This is a genomic window from Saccharopolyspora sp. NFXS83 (assembly GCF_026241095.1).
Taxonomy (GTDB): Bacteria; Actinomycetota; Actinomycetes; order Mycobacteriales; family Pseudonocardiaceae; genus Saccharopolyspora_C.
The window spans coordinates 433,135-452,262 of the sequence record NZ_JAPFGB010000001.1 but is presented as its reverse complement, the minus strand read 5'-3'; the positions used below and the strand labels follow the sequence as shown (position 1 = coordinate 452,262).

At 71.7% G+C, this 19,128-nt stretch carries 17 protein-coding genes; 13 read left to right on the top strand and 4 right to left on the bottom strand.

All coding sequences use genetic code 11. From position 1 onward, the window contains the following. Positions 1–482: 482 nt before the first annotated feature. The 9 genes from OOZ19_RS02265 (at position 483) to OOZ19_RS02225 (ending at position 9,846) form a co-directional block, all read left to right on the top strand. On the top strand, positions 483–1,172 hold the full coding sequence (locus OOZ19_RS02265) for a DUF4232 domain-containing protein (RefSeq protein WP_266087606.1): 690 nt from the start codon (positions 483–485) through the stop codon (positions 1,170–1,172). 140 nt (positions 1,173–1,312) lie between these two features. Then, positions 1,313–2,116 carry an alpha/beta hydrolase gene (locus tag OOZ19_RS02260; protein ID WP_266087604.1) on the top strand — a complete coding sequence of 268 codons (804 nt, stop codon included), beginning with the start codon at positions 1,313–1,315 and terminating at the stop codon, positions 2,114–2,116. Between the two features lie 280 nt (positions 2,117–2,396). After that, the gene (locus tag OOZ19_RS02255) at positions 2,397–3,512 is read left to right on the top strand and encodes a DUF2382 domain-containing protein (protein WP_266087602.1); all 1,116 of its coding nucleotides are present in this window, start codon (positions 2,397–2,399) and stop codon (positions 3,510–3,512) included. Between the two features lie 252 nt (positions 3,513–3,764). Beyond that, positions 3,765–4,610 carry a hypothetical protein gene (locus tag OOZ19_RS02250; protein WP_266087600.1) on the top strand — a complete coding sequence of 282 codons (846 nt, stop codon included), beginning with the start codon at positions 3,765–3,767 and terminating at the stop codon, positions 4,608–4,610. Between the two features lie 177 nt (positions 4,611–4,787). Continuing rightward, complete coding sequence (locus tag OOZ19_RS02245; protein ID WP_266087598.1) at positions 4,788–5,048, top strand: hypothetical protein; 261 nt, start codon at positions 4,788–4,790, stop codon at positions 5,046–5,048. Between the two features lies 1 nt (position 5,049). Then, complete coding sequence (locus OOZ19_RS02240) at positions 5,050–5,301, top strand: hypothetical protein (RefSeq protein ID WP_184476440.1); 252 nt, start codon at positions 5,050–5,052, stop codon at positions 5,299–5,301. A 138-nt stretch (positions 5,302–5,439) separates the two neighbouring features. Continuing rightward, a complete protein-coding gene (locus OOZ19_RS02235) occupies positions 5,440–8,244 on the top strand; it encodes an FtsK/SpoIIIE domain-containing protein (RefSeq protein ID WP_266087596.1) in 2,805 nt (934 codons plus the stop codon). Continuing rightward, complete coding sequence (locus tag OOZ19_RS02230) at positions 8,241–8,627, top strand: hypothetical protein (RefSeq protein WP_266087594.1); 387 nt, start codon at positions 8,241–8,243, stop codon at positions 8,625–8,627. The genes OOZ19_RS02235 and OOZ19_RS02230 overlap by 4 nt, the downstream gene beginning before the upstream one ends. A gap of 199 nt (positions 8,628–8,826) precedes the next feature. Then, positions 8,827–9,846 (top strand): NADP-dependent oxidoreductase, encoded by a 1,020-nt coding sequence (locus OOZ19_RS02225; protein ID WP_266087592.1) that lies wholly within the window; start codon positions 8,827–8,829, stop codon positions 9,844–9,846. Positions 9,847–10,067: 221 nt separating this feature from the next. Here OOZ19_RS02225 and OOZ19_RS02220 read toward each other — a convergent pair whose 3' ends face one another. Then, positions 10,068–11,726, bottom strand: a complete 1,659-nt coding sequence (locus OOZ19_RS02220; RefSeq protein ID WP_266087591.1) for an FAD-binding oxidoreductase — start codon at positions 11,724–11,726, stop codon at positions 10,068–10,070. A gap of 16 nt (positions 11,727–11,742) precedes the next feature. On the opposite strand from OOZ19_RS02220, the gene OOZ19_RS02215 reads away from it, so the two are divergent. The 4 genes from OOZ19_RS02215 to OOZ19_RS02200 all read left to right on the top strand — a co-directional run bounded on the left by OOZ19_RS02215 (position 11,743) and on the right by OOZ19_RS02200 (position 16,209). Further along, positions 11,743–12,399, top strand: a complete 657-nt coding sequence (locus tag OOZ19_RS02215; protein ID WP_266087589.1) for a TetR/AcrR family transcriptional regulator — start codon at positions 11,743–11,745, stop codon at positions 12,397–12,399. Continuing rightward, positions 12,396–13,973: a glycerol-3-phosphate dehydrogenase/oxidase gene (locus tag OOZ19_RS02210; protein ID WP_266087587.1), complete on the top strand. Its 1,578-nt coding sequence runs from the start codon at positions 12,396–12,398 to the stop codon at positions 13,971–13,973. Before OOZ19_RS02215 ends, OOZ19_RS02210 begins: the two co-directional genes overlap by 4 nt. Before the next feature lie 101 nt (positions 13,974–14,074). After that, positions 14,075–15,025, top strand: coding sequence for an ABC transporter ATP-binding protein (locus OOZ19_RS02205; protein ID WP_416309378.1), 951 nt, complete (start codon positions 14,075–14,077; stop codon positions 15,023–15,025). Then, a complete protein-coding gene (locus tag OOZ19_RS02200) occupies positions 15,022–16,209 on the top strand; it encodes an ABC transporter permease (RefSeq protein ID WP_266087583.1) in 1,188 nt (395 codons plus the stop codon). Before OOZ19_RS02205 ends, OOZ19_RS02200 begins: the two co-directional genes overlap by 4 nt. A gap of 252 nt (positions 16,210–16,461) precedes the next feature. On the opposite strand, the gene truA is transcribed toward OOZ19_RS02200, so the two are convergent. The 3 genes from truA to OOZ19_RS02185 all read right to left on the bottom strand — a co-directional run bounded on the left by truA (position 16,462) and on the right by OOZ19_RS02185 (position 19,034). After that, complete coding sequence (gene truA, locus OOZ19_RS02195) at positions 16,462–17,292, bottom strand: tRNA pseudouridine(38-40) synthase TruA (protein ID WP_266087580.1); 831 nt, start codon at positions 17,290–17,292, stop codon at positions 16,462–16,464. A gap of 68 nt (positions 17,293–17,360) precedes the next feature. Continuing rightward, complete coding sequence (gene rplQ, locus OOZ19_RS02190; RefSeq protein WP_266087578.1) at positions 17,361–17,900, bottom strand: 50S ribosomal protein L17; 540 nt, start codon at positions 17,898–17,900, stop codon at positions 17,361–17,363. 51 nt (positions 17,901–17,951) lie between these two features. Continuing rightward, positions 17,952–19,034 carry a DNA-directed RNA polymerase subunit alpha gene (locus OOZ19_RS02185; RefSeq protein WP_184476422.1) on the bottom strand — a complete coding sequence of 361 codons (1,083 nt, stop codon included), beginning with the start codon at positions 19,032–19,034 and terminating at the stop codon, positions 17,952–17,954. Between the last annotated feature and the right edge of the window lie 94 nt (positions 19,035–19,128).

Below are 19,128 nucleotides of genomic sequence, written 5' to 3'. Positions count from 1 at the left end.
GGTCCGGCGCTCGAGTCACGCCACACGAACCGGATCGGCGGTCTCGTCTCTCTTCGCGGTCTGTTCCGCCGGCCCCGGCGCCGGCATTTCTTTCCGAAAGCGAGGAACGTGGTTCTCCGCCGACCGGGGACAGTTCTCATAGCCAACGTATCGAAGGTCAACGATCACCGAGTTCCGCCGTTCAGGTCAAGAGCGCCACCCGATCGGTCCTGTTCCGAGGCCGGTGATCATGTCGCGCTCACCCGCGGCGTGATCTCCGATCACGATCAAGCCCTGCCGCCGCACCGATCGACGGCGCAGGTCGCGGACCGGATCGGGCGGCGGCACAGTGGGGGCGGCTCGAACGGGCGGCGCCTCCATCCGGGGGAACTCCGGGCGGACCGCGCAAGACGTGCAACCACCTGTGGCGCCAGACGTCTTCAGAACAGCGGACCGGATAGCGACGACGGGCCGTACGAGGCGGCCGATGGAGGTGGTCAACCGTGTTCTCGCAACGACTGGATGGCCGGAAGCCCAGCAAGGCGAACCGGATCTGCCGGGTCACGGCGGTGGCGCTGGGCGCGGCACTGCTCGGCGGCTGCGGCTCCATGACGAACCAGGCGCAGGTCCCGCAGACGTCCGAGGCACCACTGCCGACAGTTCCGCTGCCCAGCGCCTCGCAGGGCCAGGAGCCCTCCGCGGCGGCTGATCCGTCCCCGGCGGCGGAGAGCAGCCCGGCGGCCTCCGGGCAGGCTGCGGCCGAGCCCCGGCCTCAGGTGGAGCGCTGCCACACCTCGATGCTCTCCGGCACCGCGAAGCACGGTGAGTCGGGTGCGGGCCAGCGGTACGCGGAGCTCACGTTGACCAACACCAGCGGCGAGACCTGCACGGTCTACGGCTACGGCGGCATGCAACTTCTCGGCGCGGACGACGCCGAACTGCCGACGAAGATGGAGCGGACCCCGAACCCCGGCCCGCAGGTGGTGCAGCTGGCCCCGGGGCAGTCCGCGAGCTCCACGCTGCACTGGACCGCGGTCCCGCACGAGGGCGAATCCGAGCAGGGCCCGTGCCAGCCGAAACCGGTCAGCGCCCTGGTGACGCCGCCCGACGAGCGGGATCCGCTGACGGTGAGCTGGGACCTCGGCCCGGTGTGCGGGTTCGGGTCGATCGAGAACAGCGCTTACCACTCCTGATCGGGATCGAGCACGGTGCCCGGCACCACGGCGGTGCCGGGCACCGTCGTGCGCGCACCGCCCGATCCGAACGTCCCGAGCCGATGATGGGCTCCTTCCGGTGCTGGCCTTGTCGGACCTGTTGTGCTGGGGTGATACCCATGATCGAGGCAATTCAGCGATCCGTCGCAGGACCGCGGGGCGAGCGAGTGGTGCGCGAGTGGTCCGGACGCGCGCCGGGCTGGATCGCGCTGGTGGTGCACGGCTACGGCGAGCACTCGGGCCGGTACCAGTGGCTCGCGGAGCAGCTCGTGTCTGCGCGCGCGGTGGTGGTCGCGCCGGACCTGCCGGGGCACGGGGAGTCCCCGGGCGAGCGGGTCCTGATCAGCGACGCGGAGCAGGTCGTGGCCGACCTCGACGCGGTGCGCCGCGAGGTGTCCGACCGGTACCCGGAGCTGCCGGTGGTGCTGATCGGGCATTCCCTGGGCGGCATGTTCGCGGTGCGGTTCGCGCAGGAGCACCAGGACGAGCTGGCGGCCGTGGTGCTGTCGGGGCCGGTGCTCGGCACCTGGCACGTCCTGGACCTGTTGGAGTGCGACGAGATCCCGCAGGCCCCGATCGATCCGTCGACGTTGTCCCGCGACCCCGAGGTGGGCCGGGTGTACGAGGCCGATCCGCTGGTGTGGCACGGCTCGTTCAAGCGCGCCACGCTGCGCATGATCGACCGCTGCTTGGAGGCGGTGAACGACGGCCCGGTGCTGCGGCTGCCGACGTTGTGGGTGCACGGCGAGGATGACGAACTGGTTCCCGAGGCCGACACCCGCACCGGCATCGACCGGGTTCGGGGGCTGGACTTCTACGAGCACGTCTACCCCGGTGCCCGCCACGAGTTGTTCAACGAGACGAACCGGGACGAGGTCGTCGACGAGGTGCTGACGTTCGTGGGCCGCGAGCTCAACACCTGATCCCCTGGTCACGCCTACCCTCCACGATCACTCGTAAGCGTGGTTGCTATTACTCGTTCGTCGGTCCCACTACGACGCGCCGATCACACTCCGCCTGGCTCCTGCCGCCACCCTCACCCACATGCGTGAAGTGGCCCGCGAAGCCGATTGCGACCCGCCCCGGCCGGGCACAACGTGAGTACGCGGCACCGCACAGCGGCCGGATCGCCCAGCGCATTCGCGCTCCCGGCCGAAGCGACGAGCCCGGGCTGCGAACCAGCAGACGAGTGAGGCGGTAGTCATGAAGGACGTCAAGCGTGCACAGGACCTCATCGGCAGCGAGGTGTACGACCGGGAAGGCGACCGGATCGGCCGGGTCGGCAACGTTTACGTCGACGACGCCAACCACCAGCCGCAATGGGTCACGGTCCGCACGGGGCTGTTCGGCACCAAGGAGAGCTTCGTGCCGTTGTCCGGCGCCGAGCGCGGCGACAAGGGCATCAACGTCGAAGTGACCAAGGAGAAGGTCCGCGACGCCCCCCGGGTCGACGCCGAGCAGGGCCACCTCTCCGACAAGGAAGGCCACGACCTCTACGACTACTACGGCCTGCAGCAGGGCTCGACGTCGCCGCAGCAGCAACAGCGCGACGTGCCGCAGCAGCAGACCGGGGCGGGCGAGGCCGAGTCCGGCAAGCACACCGGCACCGCGGGCGCCGCTGCCGGTGGCATGGCGGCGGGCGGCGCGGCGATGGCCGGCGGGCGGACGTCGACGGGAGCCACCGAGCAGGACGCGGGCTCCACTTCCGGCTCCGCGACGGGGACCACCTCCAGCGGTATGACGGGAAGCGGCACCCGCACCGGCTCGGGCACGACGGCCGCATCGGGTTCGGCCACGGCGGGCGGTGACGCGGCGGGCATGAAGTCGATGACCCGCTCCGAGGAGCGGTTGCGGGTGAACACCGAGCAGATCGAATCCGGCCGGGTCCGGGTGCGCAAGTACGTCGTGACCGAGCAGCAGACCGTCACGGTGCCGATCAGCCACGAGGAGGTGCGCATCGAGCGGGAGCCGATCGGTGAGTCGGAGCGCGGCTCGATGCCGGCCACCTCGTCGCTCGGCGAGGACGAGCAGGAGGTCGTGCTGCACGAGGACCGCCCGATGGTCACGAAGGAGTCGGTGCCGGTGGAGCGGCTGCGACTGCGCACCGAGCTGGTCACGGAGGAGCGGACCGTGCAGGACGAGGTCCAGCGCGAGCGGTTCGACGTGCAGGACCAGACCGGCGGCGGCAAGCACCAGCGGTCGGGTGATCAGGGTTCCTCGACGCGCGGCAGCGGCTCCGGCGGCAGTGGCTCGGGCAGTGGCGGTCCGGGCAGCGGTGGCTCCGGCAGCGGGGCGACCGGCCGGAGCACGAGCACCTGACGATCCCACGCGCGACGACGGCCCCTCCGCCTCACGGGCGGAGGGGCCGTTGCACGTTCCGCCCAACGGGCGGGCCGGTGTGATCGCACCGCGTGAGCGATCTGCCCCCGCTCGCCCGACCGGGCAAGCCCGGTGCGCCGTCCGCGCCCACCGGGCCCCGCGACGAACACCTCCCGGTAGGCGGGACGGCGACGTGGTTCACCTGATCAACCCTTCGTTCCGGGGTACCGGATGCGCGACAATGCCCCGGCGATGGTTGAGAAATCCGGGCTGGAACTGCTCATCACCGTCGTCGTGGGCGCCGACGACGACCGTTCCGCACGCGACGCGTGCCGTGCACTGCTGCGCCAGGTCGGTGGCCGGATCGTGGAATCCGGCGACTGCTCCGACGAGGAACCGGGCTGCTGGTCGGTCGCGGTCGGCGTCTCGGCGTCCGAACCGGGCGTGCAGGCGGGCCCGGCGGCGCTGGCGCGCGCGGTGCGGATGTTCTTGCGCGAACTCGGCCCCCGCTACGGCGGGCACCGGGTGGCGTGCGAGCCGCCGACGGCGTGGACGGTGATCGACGACCCGGACCTGGTCGAGGCGCTGGTGCGCGGCGGCGAGCGGTTGCTGGTCGAGGCGTGGGCCGGTTCGGAGCTGCCCGTCGGTTCCGGTTTCGACCTGCGGCTCGACGATCCGGACGAGCCCGCTCCCGCACCGGAGCCCGTGCTCAGCGACGTCGACGAGCAGGGCAGGCCGCGACCGCGGCTGGCGCTGCTGGTGGACGTGGTGACCGAGCGCCGGGCGGGCGCGGAATGGCCGGCGCGGGCGTTGGCGAGCAGGTTGTCCGGGCGTTCGACGATCACCGACTGGACCGAGCGCCCCCCGATGGTGCGGATCGTGCTGGATCTGGGCCCGTCGCTGGGCGAGCCCGCGGAGATCGTGGCGAACGCGGTGCAGACGCTCGGCGGCAACGGCTGGTCCCGGCTGCGCCGGGATGAGCGGTCGGTGGTGTCCCGGTGGTCCGCGGCTCCGACACCGCCGTCGGGGATCGCCGCGGTGGAGCTCAGCGTGGCCGCGCCCGCACCCGGCGCGGCGGAGCGGCAGCCCGCGCGATGAACGCTCGGTGGGGTTGCGCGGGTGCTCACCGAGGTCGTCCGGGTGAGCGTCGGAACGACCTCCGCTGCGGTTGCATCCCTGATCAACATCGCCCGCCCTGCCCGCGAACGGACTAGTGGCGGACGCTAACTTGTGGATCGACACACCCCGATCAGTACCCCGGAAGGTTGGCTGCAGATGGCGAGCGTCGAAGAGGTTCGCAACGGAGTTGCTCAAGCCAAGTCGAAGGCCGATGAAGCCCTCGGGTCGCTCGGGCAGGCACGCCTCGCCTTGGACGAGGCGCAGGGCTTGCTGAGCCAGGCCATCCAGGGCAGCGGGCACGACGAGATCTTGCAGGCGCGCAACATGCTGGTGGACGCGGGGCAGAACCTGGAGCTGCTGAAGAGCTCGATCAGCAACAGCATCGAGGCGGCCGACGGCTGGGCAGGACGGCTGTGACGTGTCGTCGCTGACGGAGCTGGTGGCCGCGCTGCGCGACACCGAGGCCAAGCTCGACGAGGCCCGGCAGCAGCTGACCACCGGACGGCGCGCCCTGTCGGAGACGCAGGCCGCGCTGACCCGCCTGGATCCGGATCATCCGGAGACGGTGGTGCCGCCGGAACTGAGCCGGGCCGATGACCAACTGGAACGCACGCTGACCACGCTCTCGCACGTGGTCGAGACCTTGCGCGCGTTCGCGATGCGACTGTGAGCCGCGTGCCGCCAGGGCCACCGCCGGTCGGCGGCAGCGGAGCCGGGGCGCGGTGGTTCGCGCCACCACGACCCATGAATGGAAACTTCAGAGTGGTAGTTTCCTCACGGTCTGTAACACCAGGTGCCGAGGTGGGGTGTGCGCAAACGCAACGAGCGGCGTAGCAGCATCGAAACGGCCTTCGAGCACCTGCGGAGCACCGTCGCGACCGCCCTCGGCGCAGCCGAGAACGAGTTCGACCGGGTTTGCGCCGCCTACGCCCAGCAGGAGTACTCGCAGCGCATCGCCGCCGCCGGGCTGGCCAGGGCCGAGCGGGATCCATCGATCGTCGGCGGTGAGCCCGGCCCGGTGTTCGACGGCGCGATGCACGAGGCGCGCACCGAACGCGAGCAGATCTTCACCGGCTGGACCGGCCACGGCCCGGACCAGCTGGCCGCCCTGGTCGCCGAGGCCGCGCCGGGCATCGCCGGCCGCCCCTGGCAGGAATGGCTGGGCGAACCCGGCACCGCGGAGGCGAGCTCGCGACCGCCGCAGCTCTGGCGCGTCGGCACCGGGCACGTCCCCGGCTCCCCCGACCCGCGCCCGTTCCCGGTGGCCGTGCCGCTGCTCGACGAGGCGCACCTGCGGATCACGTCGAGCAAGCAGACCGGCGACGCGCGTGAGGCGCTGGTGCAGAACCTGGTGCTGCGCGTGCTCAGCCACTACAAGCCGGGCCTGGTGCGGGTGCACGTGTGGGACGTGGCGCAGCTGACCGGAACGCTGCCCGGCCTGTACCCGCTGACGAACGCGGGCCTGCTCACCGCGCACGACCCGACGCGGCTCGGCGAGATGCTGGAGGAGCTCTCCGACCACATCCGCCGGATCCACACCAGTGCGCTCAACGGCGGCCACATCTCGCTGCGGGCGCTCGCCGAGGAGACCGGTCAGCGCGACGAGCCGTGGCGCATCGCGGTGCTGTTCGGCGACGGTGAACCGCTGCGCGAGGAACAGCAGCAGCAGTTGCAGCGGGTGGCGCGCAACGGGCTGGCCTGCGGCGTGCAGCTGATCGTGGCCGACCTGCCGATGACCGTGAACAGCTCGGTGGAGTCGGTCAACCTGCACACCGAGGAGGCCCGGACCAGCATGACCGGGCCGGAAGCGGTGGTGCGGCTGGATGCGGCACCGTCGCGGGAAGCGGTGACCAAGACGTGCTCGGCGATCGCCACCGAGTTCATCGCGCGCCGCTCGCGGGTCCGCACGTTCGAGGACTTGGTGCCGGAGTCGCTGTGGGCGCAGCGCTCCGCTTCGGGTTTGCAGGCACCGGCGGGTTTCCGCGAGGGCGAGCCGGTGAAGGTGACGCTCGGCGACGCGAGCCCGCACACGCTGATCGGCGGTCCGAGCGGCTCGGGCAAGACGAACTTCCTGTACGCGATGCTCGGCGGCATGGCCGCGCGGTACTCGCCGGACGAGCTGGAGCTGTACCTCCTGGACTTCAAGGAGGGCGTGTCGTTCGCGCAGTTCACGCCGGGCAGGCGGGATCCGACGTGGCTGCCGCACGCGCAGCTGGTCGGGGTGAACGTCAACGAGGACCGCGAGTTCGGGCTCGCGCTGCTGCGCTTCCTGTCCACCGAGATGCGCCGCCGCGCGGATGCGGCGAAGGCGCACGAGGTCACGAAGCTGGAGGAGTTGCGCGCCGAGAACCCGGAGGGCCGCTGGCCGCGGGTCGTGGCGGTGATCGACGAGTTCCAGTACCTGTTCGCCGAACGCGACACCGTCTCCGCGCAGGCCACCTCGCTGCTGGAGGACGTGGCGCGGCGCGGCCGGTCGCAGGGCATCCATCTGGTGCTCGCGAGCCAGGACGTGTCGGGCATCGAGGCGTTCTGGGGCAAACCGGCGATCTTCGAGCAGTTCATCCTGCGCATCGCGCTGCCGAAGGCGCGCCGGGTGCTGGCCGATCAGAACGATGCCGCGCTGGAGCTGCCGCGCTGGCACGCGGTGATCAACCACGAGTCCGGGGTGAAGCACGGCAACGACGTCGCCCGGGTTCCGGACTCCACGGCGAAGGGCACGTTCGACGAGCTGCAGCGCCGGTTGTGGGAGATGCGGCCGGAGAACGCGGCGCCGCCACGGCTGTTCGACGGTTCGCTGCTGCCCGCGCTGTCCACGCTGCCGGACTTCACCCGGTTGTCCCCGGACGCCGCCCCGGCGAAGGCGCTGCTGGGGCAGGTCATCGACGTGAACGGCACGGCCGCGGTGGTGCGGATGGACCGCTCACCGGGCCGGAACATCGCGGTGATCGGCTCGGTGCGGGTGGACGCGGTGAGCGTGCTGGGCGCGGCGGCGTTGTCGCTGGCCCGCCAGCACCGGGCGCACCAGGTGCGGTTCACGCTGCTCGGCCTGGTCGAGGAGGTCGCGCCGGACGTCGCGGAACTGGCCGAGGCGTTGGCGGAGCTGGGTCACGAGGTGCACGTCCACCACGGCGTGGACCAGGCCGTGAAGGTCGTCCCGGAGCTCGCCGCGAAGGTGGACGACCGCGCCGCGAGCGAGAGCGCGGACGGCCTCCCGGAGTACGTGCTGTGCTACGGCGTCGACGCGGCGCACTCGGCGATGGAGAAGAAGGACCCCAGCACCTTCACCAGCGGCCTCGACCAGCTGCGGAAGCTGCTCAAGCAGGGCCCGGAGCAACGGCTGCACGTGCTGGGCTGGTGGCGCAGCGCGCAGCGGCTCAAGACGACGCTGATGGGGCCGGTGGACGAGATCGGCGCGTGGGTGGCGTTCGACGTGCACGGCCAGGAGCTGTCGAGCTTCGCCGCCGGCCAGCTCGTGCACTGGTCGCCGCGCGCGCGGCGCGGCCTGTTCTTCGACCGCTCCGTGCACGCGCAGCCGGAGGTGGTGCTGCCGTTCGACCTGACCGGCGCACCGGCGGCGGCCCGGCGGAACGCGGACCAGGAGGGCGCGGGATGAGCGAGGTTCCGGCGTCGGCGCGGTACAAGGAGCTCATCGCGACGGCGACCAGCGCGGCGGAGCGGATGCGCGAGCACGAGCGGGAGAAGTCGGCCCGGCTGGCGCAGGAGGTCGCGGCGGCCTCGGTGCGGATCGAGGAAGCCGCGGAGCTCCGCGACGAGGTCGTCGACGAGGTGGAGAAGCGCTGGAAGCACGCGATGCAGGCGCTGTGGGACGAGCGCTGGATGCGGGTGACGCCGATGCCCGCCCCGGAGCGCAGGGTGGCTCCGGGCCGCGCGGAGGACTTGATCGCCTCGGTGCAGTCGGCGTACTTGACGTTGCGCAGGTCGCTGGAGAGGTCCCGCTGGTCGCCCTCGTTGCGCCGGGGCAAGAACCCGGAGTGATCTTGTCCCGCGGCGGCGGACCTGGTTCGATTTCGTTAGCGACACCACTGCCGAACCGGGAATGATCCGGTCTCCGGCGGGGTTCCCACCCGAGGGACGTCCACCGCGCACGGTGTTCCGCGCGCGGCCATCATGTGGACGGCGAACCCTTGCTACGCACTATTTCCGACACGAATCAGTTTCGTATATGGAGGCCAGCGTGACGACCCAGGGACTTCCGGACACCGGCGTCGAAATCCGGCTCGCGAGCCGCCCGAACGGCTTCCCGACGCAGGACAACTTCGAGATCACCGACGCACCGGTGACCGCTCCCGGCGAGGGCCAGATCCTGGTCCGCAACAAGGTCATGAGCGTCGACCCGGCGATGCGCGGCCGGATGAACGACGTCAAGTCCTACGTGCCTCCGTTCCAGCTCGGCAAGCCGCTCGACGGCGGCGCCGTCGGCGAGGTGATCGCGTCGAACTCGCCGGAGTTCGAGGTCGGCCAGCACGTGCTGCACTACCTCGGATGGCGCGAGTTCGCGACGCTCGACGCCAAGCGGGCCGTGCCCGTCGACGCCGACGCCGCGCCGCTCAACGCCTACCTGGGCGTGCTGGGCATGCCGGGCCTGACCGCCTACGCGGGCCTGTTCGAGATCGCCGAGTTCAAGGAAGGCGACACCGTCTTCGTCTCCGGCGCCGCGGGCGCGGTGGGCTCGCTGGTCGGCCAGCTCGCCAAGCAGAACGGGGCGGCGAAGGTCATCGGCAGCGCGGGCTCCGCCGAGAAGGTCCGCCACGTCACCGAAGACCTCGGCTTCGACGCCGCGTTCAACTACAAGGACGGCCCGGTCCGCGACCAGCTCGCGCAGGCCGCGCCCGACGGCATCGAGGTGTACTTCGACAACGTCGGCGGGGACCACCTGGAAGCGGCCATCGACGAGCTCAACGACTTCGGCCGCATCGCGGCGTGCGGGGCGATCTCCGTCTACAACGACGCCGAGCCCTCCCCCGGCCCGCGCAACATGTTCAAGATCGTGAAGAAGCGGCTGCGCATCCGCGGCTTCATCGTGATCGACCACGCCGACCTGCGGGAGAAGTTCCACACCGACGTCGCCCCGCTGGTGCGCAACGGAAAGATCCACTACGAGGAGACGGTCGTCGAGGGCCTGCGCAACGCCCCCGAAGCGTTCTTCGGCCTCCTCCAGGGCAAGAACACCGGCAAGATGCTCGTCACCATCTGATGGCCGCGTCCCGGCTTGCGTAGCGGGTCGTTCAGCGGAACCTCAGCGGCTTCCTCGCTGCGGGATCGATGTCCCAAGTGGCTCCGGCCACGAGGGACATCGCTGCCCTCGCGAGGAAGTCGCTGAGAACCCGCCGTTGGCACCCGCGTAGGTGGTCGCTGCGCAGCGGCTTCGCCGCTGGCAGGACGCGGGCCGGTGAGCCCGGTCGGCTCGGCTTCCCGTCAGCCGATCAGCTTGCCGGGGTTGAGGATTCCGGTCGGGTCCACTGCCTGCTTCGCCGCCGCGAGGACGGTGGTGCCGATCGAACCGATCTCGGATTCGAGCCACGGCAGGTGGTCCGCGCCCACCGCGTGGTGGTGGGTGAGGGTGCCGCGGCCCATGTCGTGGCCGGGGACGCGCCACGTGATGGCGTCGGTCGCCGCGTCCTTCGCGCACTGCCACTGGCCGATCGGGTCCTCCGCGCTGCGCGCCGCCAACACCGTGAAGTACAGCGAGGCGCCCGTTTCGTAGGCGTGCGAGATGTGGCACATCACGATCGGCGCCCGCCCGTCGTGTTCCAGCGCGCGCACCAGCGCGGCGCGCACCGCCGAGCGCAGCTCGGCCAGCCGGGACCAGCAGGTCGCGGTCTCCAGCGTCTCCACGCACACGCCCACGTCGAGCAGCGCGTCCCGCTGCCGCGGTCCCGCGAACCTGTTGGCGTGCCAGGATTCCCCGCCGTGCGGCCCGAGCCGCACCGAGCGGAAACCGCTCAGCGCCCGCAACGTCGCAGCGCGGCGCTGCTTGAGCTCCACGCCGCTGGTGGACTCCCAGCCGAGGACCAGCAGGCACGGCTCACCGATCCGCCTGCCCAGCAGCAACGTCCGCACCGCGCGGGACTTCACCCCGCCGGAGAGCTCCAGCTGCACCGCCGTCTCGTCCACATCGGACACCCTGGTGACGTCGGCGAGGACCCGCTGCTGGGCCAGCGCGCGCACCGCCTCCGCGGCGGACTGCCAGCCGTCCAGCACCAGCGCCTCGTAGCGCATCTCGGTGGGCTTGGGCCGCACCCGCAGCGCCACTTCGGTGATGACGCCGAGCGCGCCCTCCCCGCCGACGGCGAACTGGCGCAGGTCGGGGCCCGCGGCCGAAGCGGGCGCGGAACCGAGCCGCCACTCGCCCACCGGGGTCGCCACCCGAACGCCCTCGACCATGTCCGCGAACCGCCCGTAACCCGCCGAGGCCTGCCCCGCCGAGCGGGTGGCGGCGAACCCGCCGATGGTGGCGCGCTCGAACGACTGCGGGAAGTGGCCCAGCGTGAAACCGTGCGCCGCCAGCAACGACTCCGCTTCCGGCGCCCGGACTCCCGCCTGCAGCACCGCGATCCGCGACACCGGGTCGACCGAGATCAGCCGGTCCAGCCGGGCCAGGTCCAGCGCCACCACCGACGATTTCCCGCCGCGCAGCGCGGTGACCCCGCCGACGACGGACGTACCGCCGCCGAACGGCACCACGGCCACGTCGTGGCGCACGCACACCTCGAGGACCTGCTGCACCTGCGCGGGGTCCGCGGGCAGCAGCACCGCGTCCGGGATCGTCAGGCCCGTGCCGTCGCGACGGCGCACCAGGTCCGTGTAGGACAAACCACCGGCACGCCCCAGCCGGGCGGTCGCCCCGGTCTGCACCTGGTGCTCGCCGAGCAGTTCCACGAGCTCCGCGCGGGCCTCTTCCGGCAGCGCGCTGTCCGGCACGTCCAGCAGCGATGCGGGCGCGGCGGGCGTGGTGATCCCGTCGAGCCCGAGGCGCGTGGACAGCCAGCGCAGAGCATGGGTGGGCAACGGGGCCGCGCCGGCCCCGGAGGGCGTCCAGCCACCCCGCAGGGTGTGGTCGATCAACTCGCTCACCAGTACAGTGTTACATATGACGTCGCAACGTCACAGCGCCGCGGGCTGGCCGAGGCTGCCCTCCCGAACGGCGGCGAACCGCGTCGAGGACGCCGAGATCCTGCGTGCCACGCGGGACAGCGTGCTCGCGCACGGCGTGCGGCGCACCACGCTCACCGAGATCGCCCGCCGCGCCCGGATCAGCCGGATGACGCTGTACCGGCGCTTCCCCGACGTCAGCAGCCTCGTCGGAACCCTGATGACCAGGGACTTCTGCGCGATCCTGCGGCACGCGCGGGAGCACGAGGGCAGCGGCACCGCCCGTGAACGGCTCGTCACGGCCACCCTCGACGCCGTCCGGCAGCTCCAGGACTCGGCCCTGCTGCGGCAGGTCCTCGACACCGATGCCGACCTGCTGCTGCCCTACCTCGTCGAACGCCTCGGCAGCACCCAGCTCGCCGCGGAACGCTTCCTGCTCGACTACCTCGCCGACGGGCACCTCGACGGCTCGGTGCGCCACTCCGATCCCGCCGCGCAGGCCAGGGCGCTGCTGCTGCTCGTCCAGTCCTTCGTGCTCTCCGCCCGTCTCACCGCCGGAACCGCACCCGACGCGATGAGCCGCGAACTGGCCGCACTGCTCGACGCGGCGCTGCTCCCGGCCCCCGCCCGACCTGCCCACCCGGAGGTCCCATGAGCACCACGCCGTTGCCCGCCGGCTCCCTGCGCGCCACTTCGCTGAACACCGCCCGCCGCAGCACCGAGCTGTCCGCGGTGGCCGACGAGACGCTGGACCTGCTGGTGGTCGGGGCGGGAGTCACCGGCGCCGGAGTGGCCTTGGACGCCGCCTCCCGCGGGCTGCGCGTCGCGCTGGTGGAAGCCGACGACCTCGCGTGGGGGACGTCGCGTTGGTCCAGCAAGCTCGTCCACGGTGGACTGCGCTACCTCGCGCACGGCGACCTCGCGACCGCCAGGGAGAGCGCCGTCGAACGCGACGTGCTGATGACCCGCACCGCGCCGCACCTGGTGCGCACCCTGCCGATGCTGATCCCGTTGCACGAGGCCGTGTCCAGGAAGTCCGAGGCCGTGCTCACCGCCGGGCTGCACGCGGGCGACGCGCTGCGCCGCGCCGCGCGGACACCGGCGGCCGTGCTGCCCGCGCCGCGCCGCGTTCCCGCCGTCGAAGCGAGCGCGCTCGTGCCGGGCCTGCGCACCGAGGGGCTGCGCGGCGGGCTCCTGAGCTACGACGGGCAGCTCATCGACGACGCGCGGCTCGTCGTCGCGCTCGCCCGCACCGCCGCCGGTTTCGGTGCGCGCGTGCTCACCCGCGTGCGCGCGACCGCGCTGGACCGCGACGGCGCGGACACCGTCGAGCAGCGCACCGGGCAGCACCTGCGGTTGTCGGCACGCGCCGTGGTGAACGCGACCGGCGTGTGGGCCGGGGAGCTCTCGCCGGAGATCCGGCTGCGCCCCTCGCGCGGTTCGCACCTCGTCATCGACGCCGAGGCCGCCGGGCTCACCGGCACCGCGCTGACCTTGCCCGCCGAGTCCGGGCGCTTCCTGCTGCTGTTGCCGCAACCCGACGGCACCGCCTACCTCGGACTGACCGACGAACCGGTGCACGGCCCCGCCCCCGCCGTACCGGAAGTGCCGGAGTCCGATGTGGACCACCTGCTGACCGCGGTTCGCGGCGCGCTCGGCGCACCGCTAGGCAGGGAGCACGTGCTCGGGTCGTTCGCCGGGCTGCGCCCGCTGCTGGACGAACCCGCGGGCAAGCGCAAGGCGGCGTCCGCCGACCTGTCCCGCAAGCACGCGGTGCGCACCTCCCCGGACGGGGTGGTCACCGTCGTCGGCGGCCAGCTCACCACCTACCGGCGGATGGCAGCCGAAGCCGTGGACACCGCCGTCCGCGCCGCCGGACTGCCCGCGGGCCCCTCCCGCACCACCGCCGTGCCGCTGGTCGGCGCCGCGGACCGGGCGCAACTGCACCGGATCGAGGCGGCACCGCGGCTCGTCGCGCGCTACGGCACCGAAGCGGGCCGGGTCGCCGCGCTCGCCGAACTGGACCCGGACCTCGCCGAACCGGTGGCGCCCGGCACCGAGCTCACCGCCGCCGAAGTGCTGTGGGCGGTCCGCCACGAAGGCGCGCTCGACGCCGACGACGTCCTCGACCGGCGCACCCGGCTGGGCCTGCGGCCGGACCTGCGGGCCGAGGCGCTGCCCGTGGTGACCGCCCTCGTCGACAAGGCCCTGCACGGCCTGCTCGACTGACCGCGGCCCGGCACCGCACCCGGTGCCCGTGACCGAACCGACATGCCCCGACCTCGCGGAAAGCCCCGAACCGGACTGATCCCCACACCCCGTCGGGCACGATGATTCACAGGCGGTACGGAACCGAGGAGGCGTTGCACGTGACGGACAGCGGCCTGGAGATCGACCACATCTCCAAGCGCTACGGCGAGACCGTCGCGTTGCGGGACATGACGTTCACCGTCGGCGCCGGCGAGCTGTTCGGCTTCGTCGGCAGCAACGGTGCGGGCAAGACCACCACCATGCGCATCGCGCTCGGCGTGCTCGACGCGGACTCCGGCGAGGTGCGCTTCCGCGGTGCACCGCTCGACCTCGACGCCCGCAGGCGCTTCGGCTACATGCCGGAGGAACGCGGCCTGTACCCGAAGATGAAGGTCACCGAACAACTCTCCTACCTCGGGGAACTGCACGGCATGAGCCGGGACCGCGCGCGGTCCGCCGCCGCGCACTGGACCGACCGGCTCGGCTTACGCGACCGGCGCGAGGAGCAGGTGCAGCGGCTCAGCCTCGGCAACCAGCAACGCGTGCAGCTCGCCGCGGCCCTCGTGCACGAACCGGACGTGCTGGTGCTCGACGAGCCGTTCTCCGGCCTCGACCCGGTCGCCGTGGAGGTGATGAGCGACGTGCTGCGCGAAACCCGCGACCGGGGCATCCCGGTGCTGTTCTCCAGCCACCAGCTCGACCTGGTGCAGCGGCTGTGCGACCGGGTCGGCATCGTCGCCGCCGGAAGCACCGTCGCGTGCGGCACCGTCTCCGAGCTGCGCGATCAGGGCCCCGCGAAGCTCGTGGTGCACGCACCGCTGGCCGCCGCGGGGTGGTCCGACGGCCTCGCCGGCGTCCGCGTCATCGACGTCCAGGACGGCCGCACCACCCTCGAACTCGCCGAGGGCGCCGACGACCAGGCCGTGCTGCGCGCCGCCCTCGCCACCGGGCCGGTGCACGAGTTCCGCCGCCACCGGCCCGACCTCACCGACCTGTTCCGCACCGCCGTCACCGAGGAGCGTGCCGCGTGAGCCCGCTGCGCACCGTGTGGACCGTCGCGCGCCGCGAGGTCAACACCCGGATCCGCACCCGATCCTTCCTGATCAGCACCGGCGCGATCCTCGCGATCCTGGTCGGCTACGCCGCGCTGATGTTCTTCATCGGGCAGCAGGGGGCCACTTCCAAGATCGGGTTCACCGGGCAGGCGACCGCCGTCGCCACGCCTTTCGAGCGCACCGCCGCCCGGCTCGGCACCACCATCGAGAGCACCCGGATCCCGGACCAGGCCACCGGGGAGGAGCTCGTCGCCGACGGCGAACTCGACGGGCTCGTCGCCGGAGCACCGGACTCCCTGAACCTCATCGTGCGCAGCGCGCCCGATTCCGGGGTGCGCACGGCGCTGGACGAGGTGGTGCGCCAGCAGGCGCTCGACGCCGAGCTCGCGATGGCCGGGTTGGAACCCGCCGACGTGCACGCCGTGCTGGCGGGGGCGCACGTGGACGTGCGGACGCTGGAACCCGACGACCCGCAGCGCGGCCAACGGCTCGGCATGGCCGTCGGCGCGGGGATGCTGCTCTACTTCTTCCTGATCATGTTCGGGCAGGCCGTGGCGCAAGGCGTGGTGGAGGAGAAGACGAGCCGCGTCGTGGAGATCCTGCTGTCCACCATCCGCCCCACCCAGCTGCTCGCGGGAAAGGTGCTCGGGATCGGGCTCGCCGGGCTCGCGCAGTTCGTGCTGATCGGCGGGATCGGGCTCGCCGCCGCCGTCGGCTCCGGCGTGCTGGTGCTGCCCTCCGCCGCGCTGCTCGGGACCATGCTGTGGGCGCTGGTGTGGTTCCTGCTCGGCTTCTACCTGTACGCCACGGTGCTCGCCGCCGCCGCGTCCCTGGTGTCGCGCCAGGAGGACCTGCAGAGCGTGGTCACCCCGGTGATCATGCTGCTGGTGATCCCGTTCATCGTCGGCCTCACCGTGCTGCCGAACGATCCGGAGAGCTCGCTGGGCGCCGTGCTGTCCTTGGTCCCCGGCTTCTCACCGGTGCTGATGCCGATGCGCACCGCGCTCGGGGTGGCCGCGCCGTGGGAGTCCGCGGTCGCCGTGCTGCTCAGCATCGCCGCCCTCGCCGGTCTGCTGCGCCTGGGCGGTCGCATCTACGCCAACGCCATCCTCCGAACCGGAGCCCGGGTCAAGCTCACCGACGCCCTCCGCCGAACCTGACAACAAGAGGCGGGCAAACCCGCACCTGCCCCGCGCGAGGCCGCGAAGGGCGGGCGAAGCCACGCTTGCCTCGCGGCCGAAGGCCGTGCCTGCATGGCCCACGTCGAAAAGCCGGTCACCCGCGGGTTCTCAGCCGTCCTACCGCGAGGACAGCAATGTCACGCGTGGCAGAGCCACTCGAAAATTCGATCCCGCAACGAGAAGGCAGCTGAGGTTCCGCCACCCGACCGCCCAAACAGAACGAGCCGTGCCTCAACACAGCGAGCGCAGCGCCCGAGTGCGTTCTGCGCGAGCAGCGAGTTCGGCGCTGTCCGGGTAGTCGACGCCCACCAGGGTGAGGCCGTGCGCGGGCGCGACCGCGCTGGTGCGCTCCGCGGATCCCACCAGCTCCGCGGGCCAGCCGCGGCCCTGACGGCCGTCGCCGACCCGCAGCAGCACGCCCACCAGGCTCCGCACCATCGAGTGGCAGAACGCGTCCGCGCTCACCCTGGCCACGATCAGATGATCAGCGACCCGCTCCCACTCGAAGCGCTGCAACTCGCGCACCGTCGTCGCGCCCTCGCGGGGCTTGCAGAACGCGGCGAAGTCCCGCAGCCCCAGCAAATCCCGCGAGGCCGCGTTCAGCACGTCCACGTCCACCGCGCGGTTCCACGCCAAGGTGTCCCGCCGCCGCAACGGATCCACGCCCCACGGCGCGTCCGAGACCTGGTACCGGTAGTGCCGCCGCAACGCCGAGAAGCGGGCGTTGAATCCGTCCGGCGCCAGCACGGCCGATCGCACCCGCACGTCGCCCGGCAGGATGCGGTTCCACCGGTGCACGAGCCGCTCCAGGATCGGAATCCCCCGCGCGTCAACGGGAAACCGCGCCTCAGCGGCGGAGCGGAACGGCTTCGCGTCCACGTGCACGACCTGGCCGTCGGCGTGCACGCCCGCGTCCGTGCGGCCTGCCACCACGACCGATCGCGACATCTCCCGGCCCGGCGGCTGCTTCGACAGCGCGTCCTCCAGGAGGCCCTGCACCGTGCGCTGCCCGGGCTGCTTCGCCCAACCGGCGAATTCCGTGCCGTCGTAGGACACGTCCAAGCGAAGACGAACGAGCCCGCCCTCCCTGGAAGGAGCGACGGGCTCGTTCGACGCGTCAGAAACCGGAATCAGGACTCGTCCTTCTTCTCGGCCTCCTCGGCCTTGGCCTCAGCGGCGGCGTCGGCCTTGGCCTCGACGGCCTCGGTCTCGACCGCGGCGGACTCGTCCGCAGCCGGGGTCGCCTCGGCGGCCGGCTCGGCGTCCTTCGCGAACTTGGTGCCGCGAGCGGCCTCCGCCTCAGAAGTGACGGTCTTCTCCGTCACCAGGGCGATCACGGCCATCTTGGCGCTGTCACCGCGACGCGGCATCGCCTTGATGATCCGGGTGTAACCGCCCGGACGCTCCGCGAAGTGCGGACCGATCTCGGCGAACAGCTTGTGCACGACGTCTTTGTCGCGGATGGTCTTCATGACCTCGCGACGGTTGTGCAGGTCGCCCTTTTTCGCTTTGGTGATCAGGCGCTCGGCGAGCGGCCGCAGCCGCTTCGCCTTCGCCTCGGTCGTCGTGATCTTCCCGTGCTCGAACAGCGACGTGGCCAGGTTGGCCAGCATCAACCGCTCGTGCGACGGCGACCCGCCGAGACGCGCTCCCTTGGTGGGGGTGGGCATCGCTTGCTCCTCTCAAGGCGCGGATCGGGTGGCCCTTCCCGCGCATCACAGCTACAGCTGCTCTGTCTCCGCGTAGTCCTGACCGTCGTCGTAGCCGTTGTCCTCGGCCACCGACAAGGAGCCCAGCGGGGTGTCGTCGTCCGCCGACCAGCCCTCCGAGGCGTACTCGGCGGCCGCGGCCGACGGGTCGAACCCGGGCGGGCTGTCCTTCAGGGCCAGTCCCAGACCCACCAGCTTCAGCTTGACCTCGTCGATGGACTTCGCACCGAAGTTGCGGATGTCCAGCAGGTCCGCCTCGCTGCGCGACACCAGTTCGCCGACGGTGTGAATGCCCTCCCGCTTGAGGCAGTTGTAGGAGCGCACCGTCAGGTCCAGGTCCTCGATCGGCATCGCGTAGGCCGCGATGGTGTCGGCCTCGGCGGGCGACGGTCCGATCTCGATGCCCTCGGCGTCCACGTTGAGCTCGCGCGCCAACCCGAACAGCTCGACCAGGGTCCGACCGGCCGACGCGACCGCGTCGCGCGGCGTGATCGACGGCTTGGTCTCGACGTCCAGGATCAGCTTGTCGAAGTCGGTGCGCTGCTCAACACGGGTGGCCTCGACCTTGTAGGTCACCTTCAGCACCGGCGAGTAGATCGAGTCCACCGGGATGCGACCGATCTCCGCACCGGTCTGCTTGTTCTGCACCGCCGGGACGTAGCCGCGACCGCGCTCGACGACGAGCTCGATCTCCAGCTTTCCCTTGCCGTTGAGCGTGGCGATGTGCAGATCCGGGTTGTGCACGGTGACCCCGGCCGGCGGCACGATGTCGGCCGCGGTGACCTCACCGGGGCCCTGCTTGCGCAGGTACATCGTGACCGGCTCGTCCTCCTCGGAGCTCGTGACGAGCTCCTTGAGGTTCAGGATGACGTCGGTGACGTCCTCCTTCACGCCCGGAATGGTGGTGAACTCGTGCAGCACACCGTCAATGCGCAGGCTGGTGACGGCCGCGCCGGGGATGGAGGACAGCAAGGTCCGGCGCAGCGAGTTGCCGAGGGTGTAGCCGAAGCCGGGCTCCAGCGGTTCGATGACGAACCGGGAGCGGGTCTCGGTCACGGCCTCTTCGGCCAGTGAGGGTCGCTGGGAGATGAGCATGTTGAGTTTCCTTTACCTCACGACGCCCGCTATTTGACGTCGATGGGATGGCAGCCCGCGGCGAACCGCGAGCGGACGACGGAATCCGGCTCCG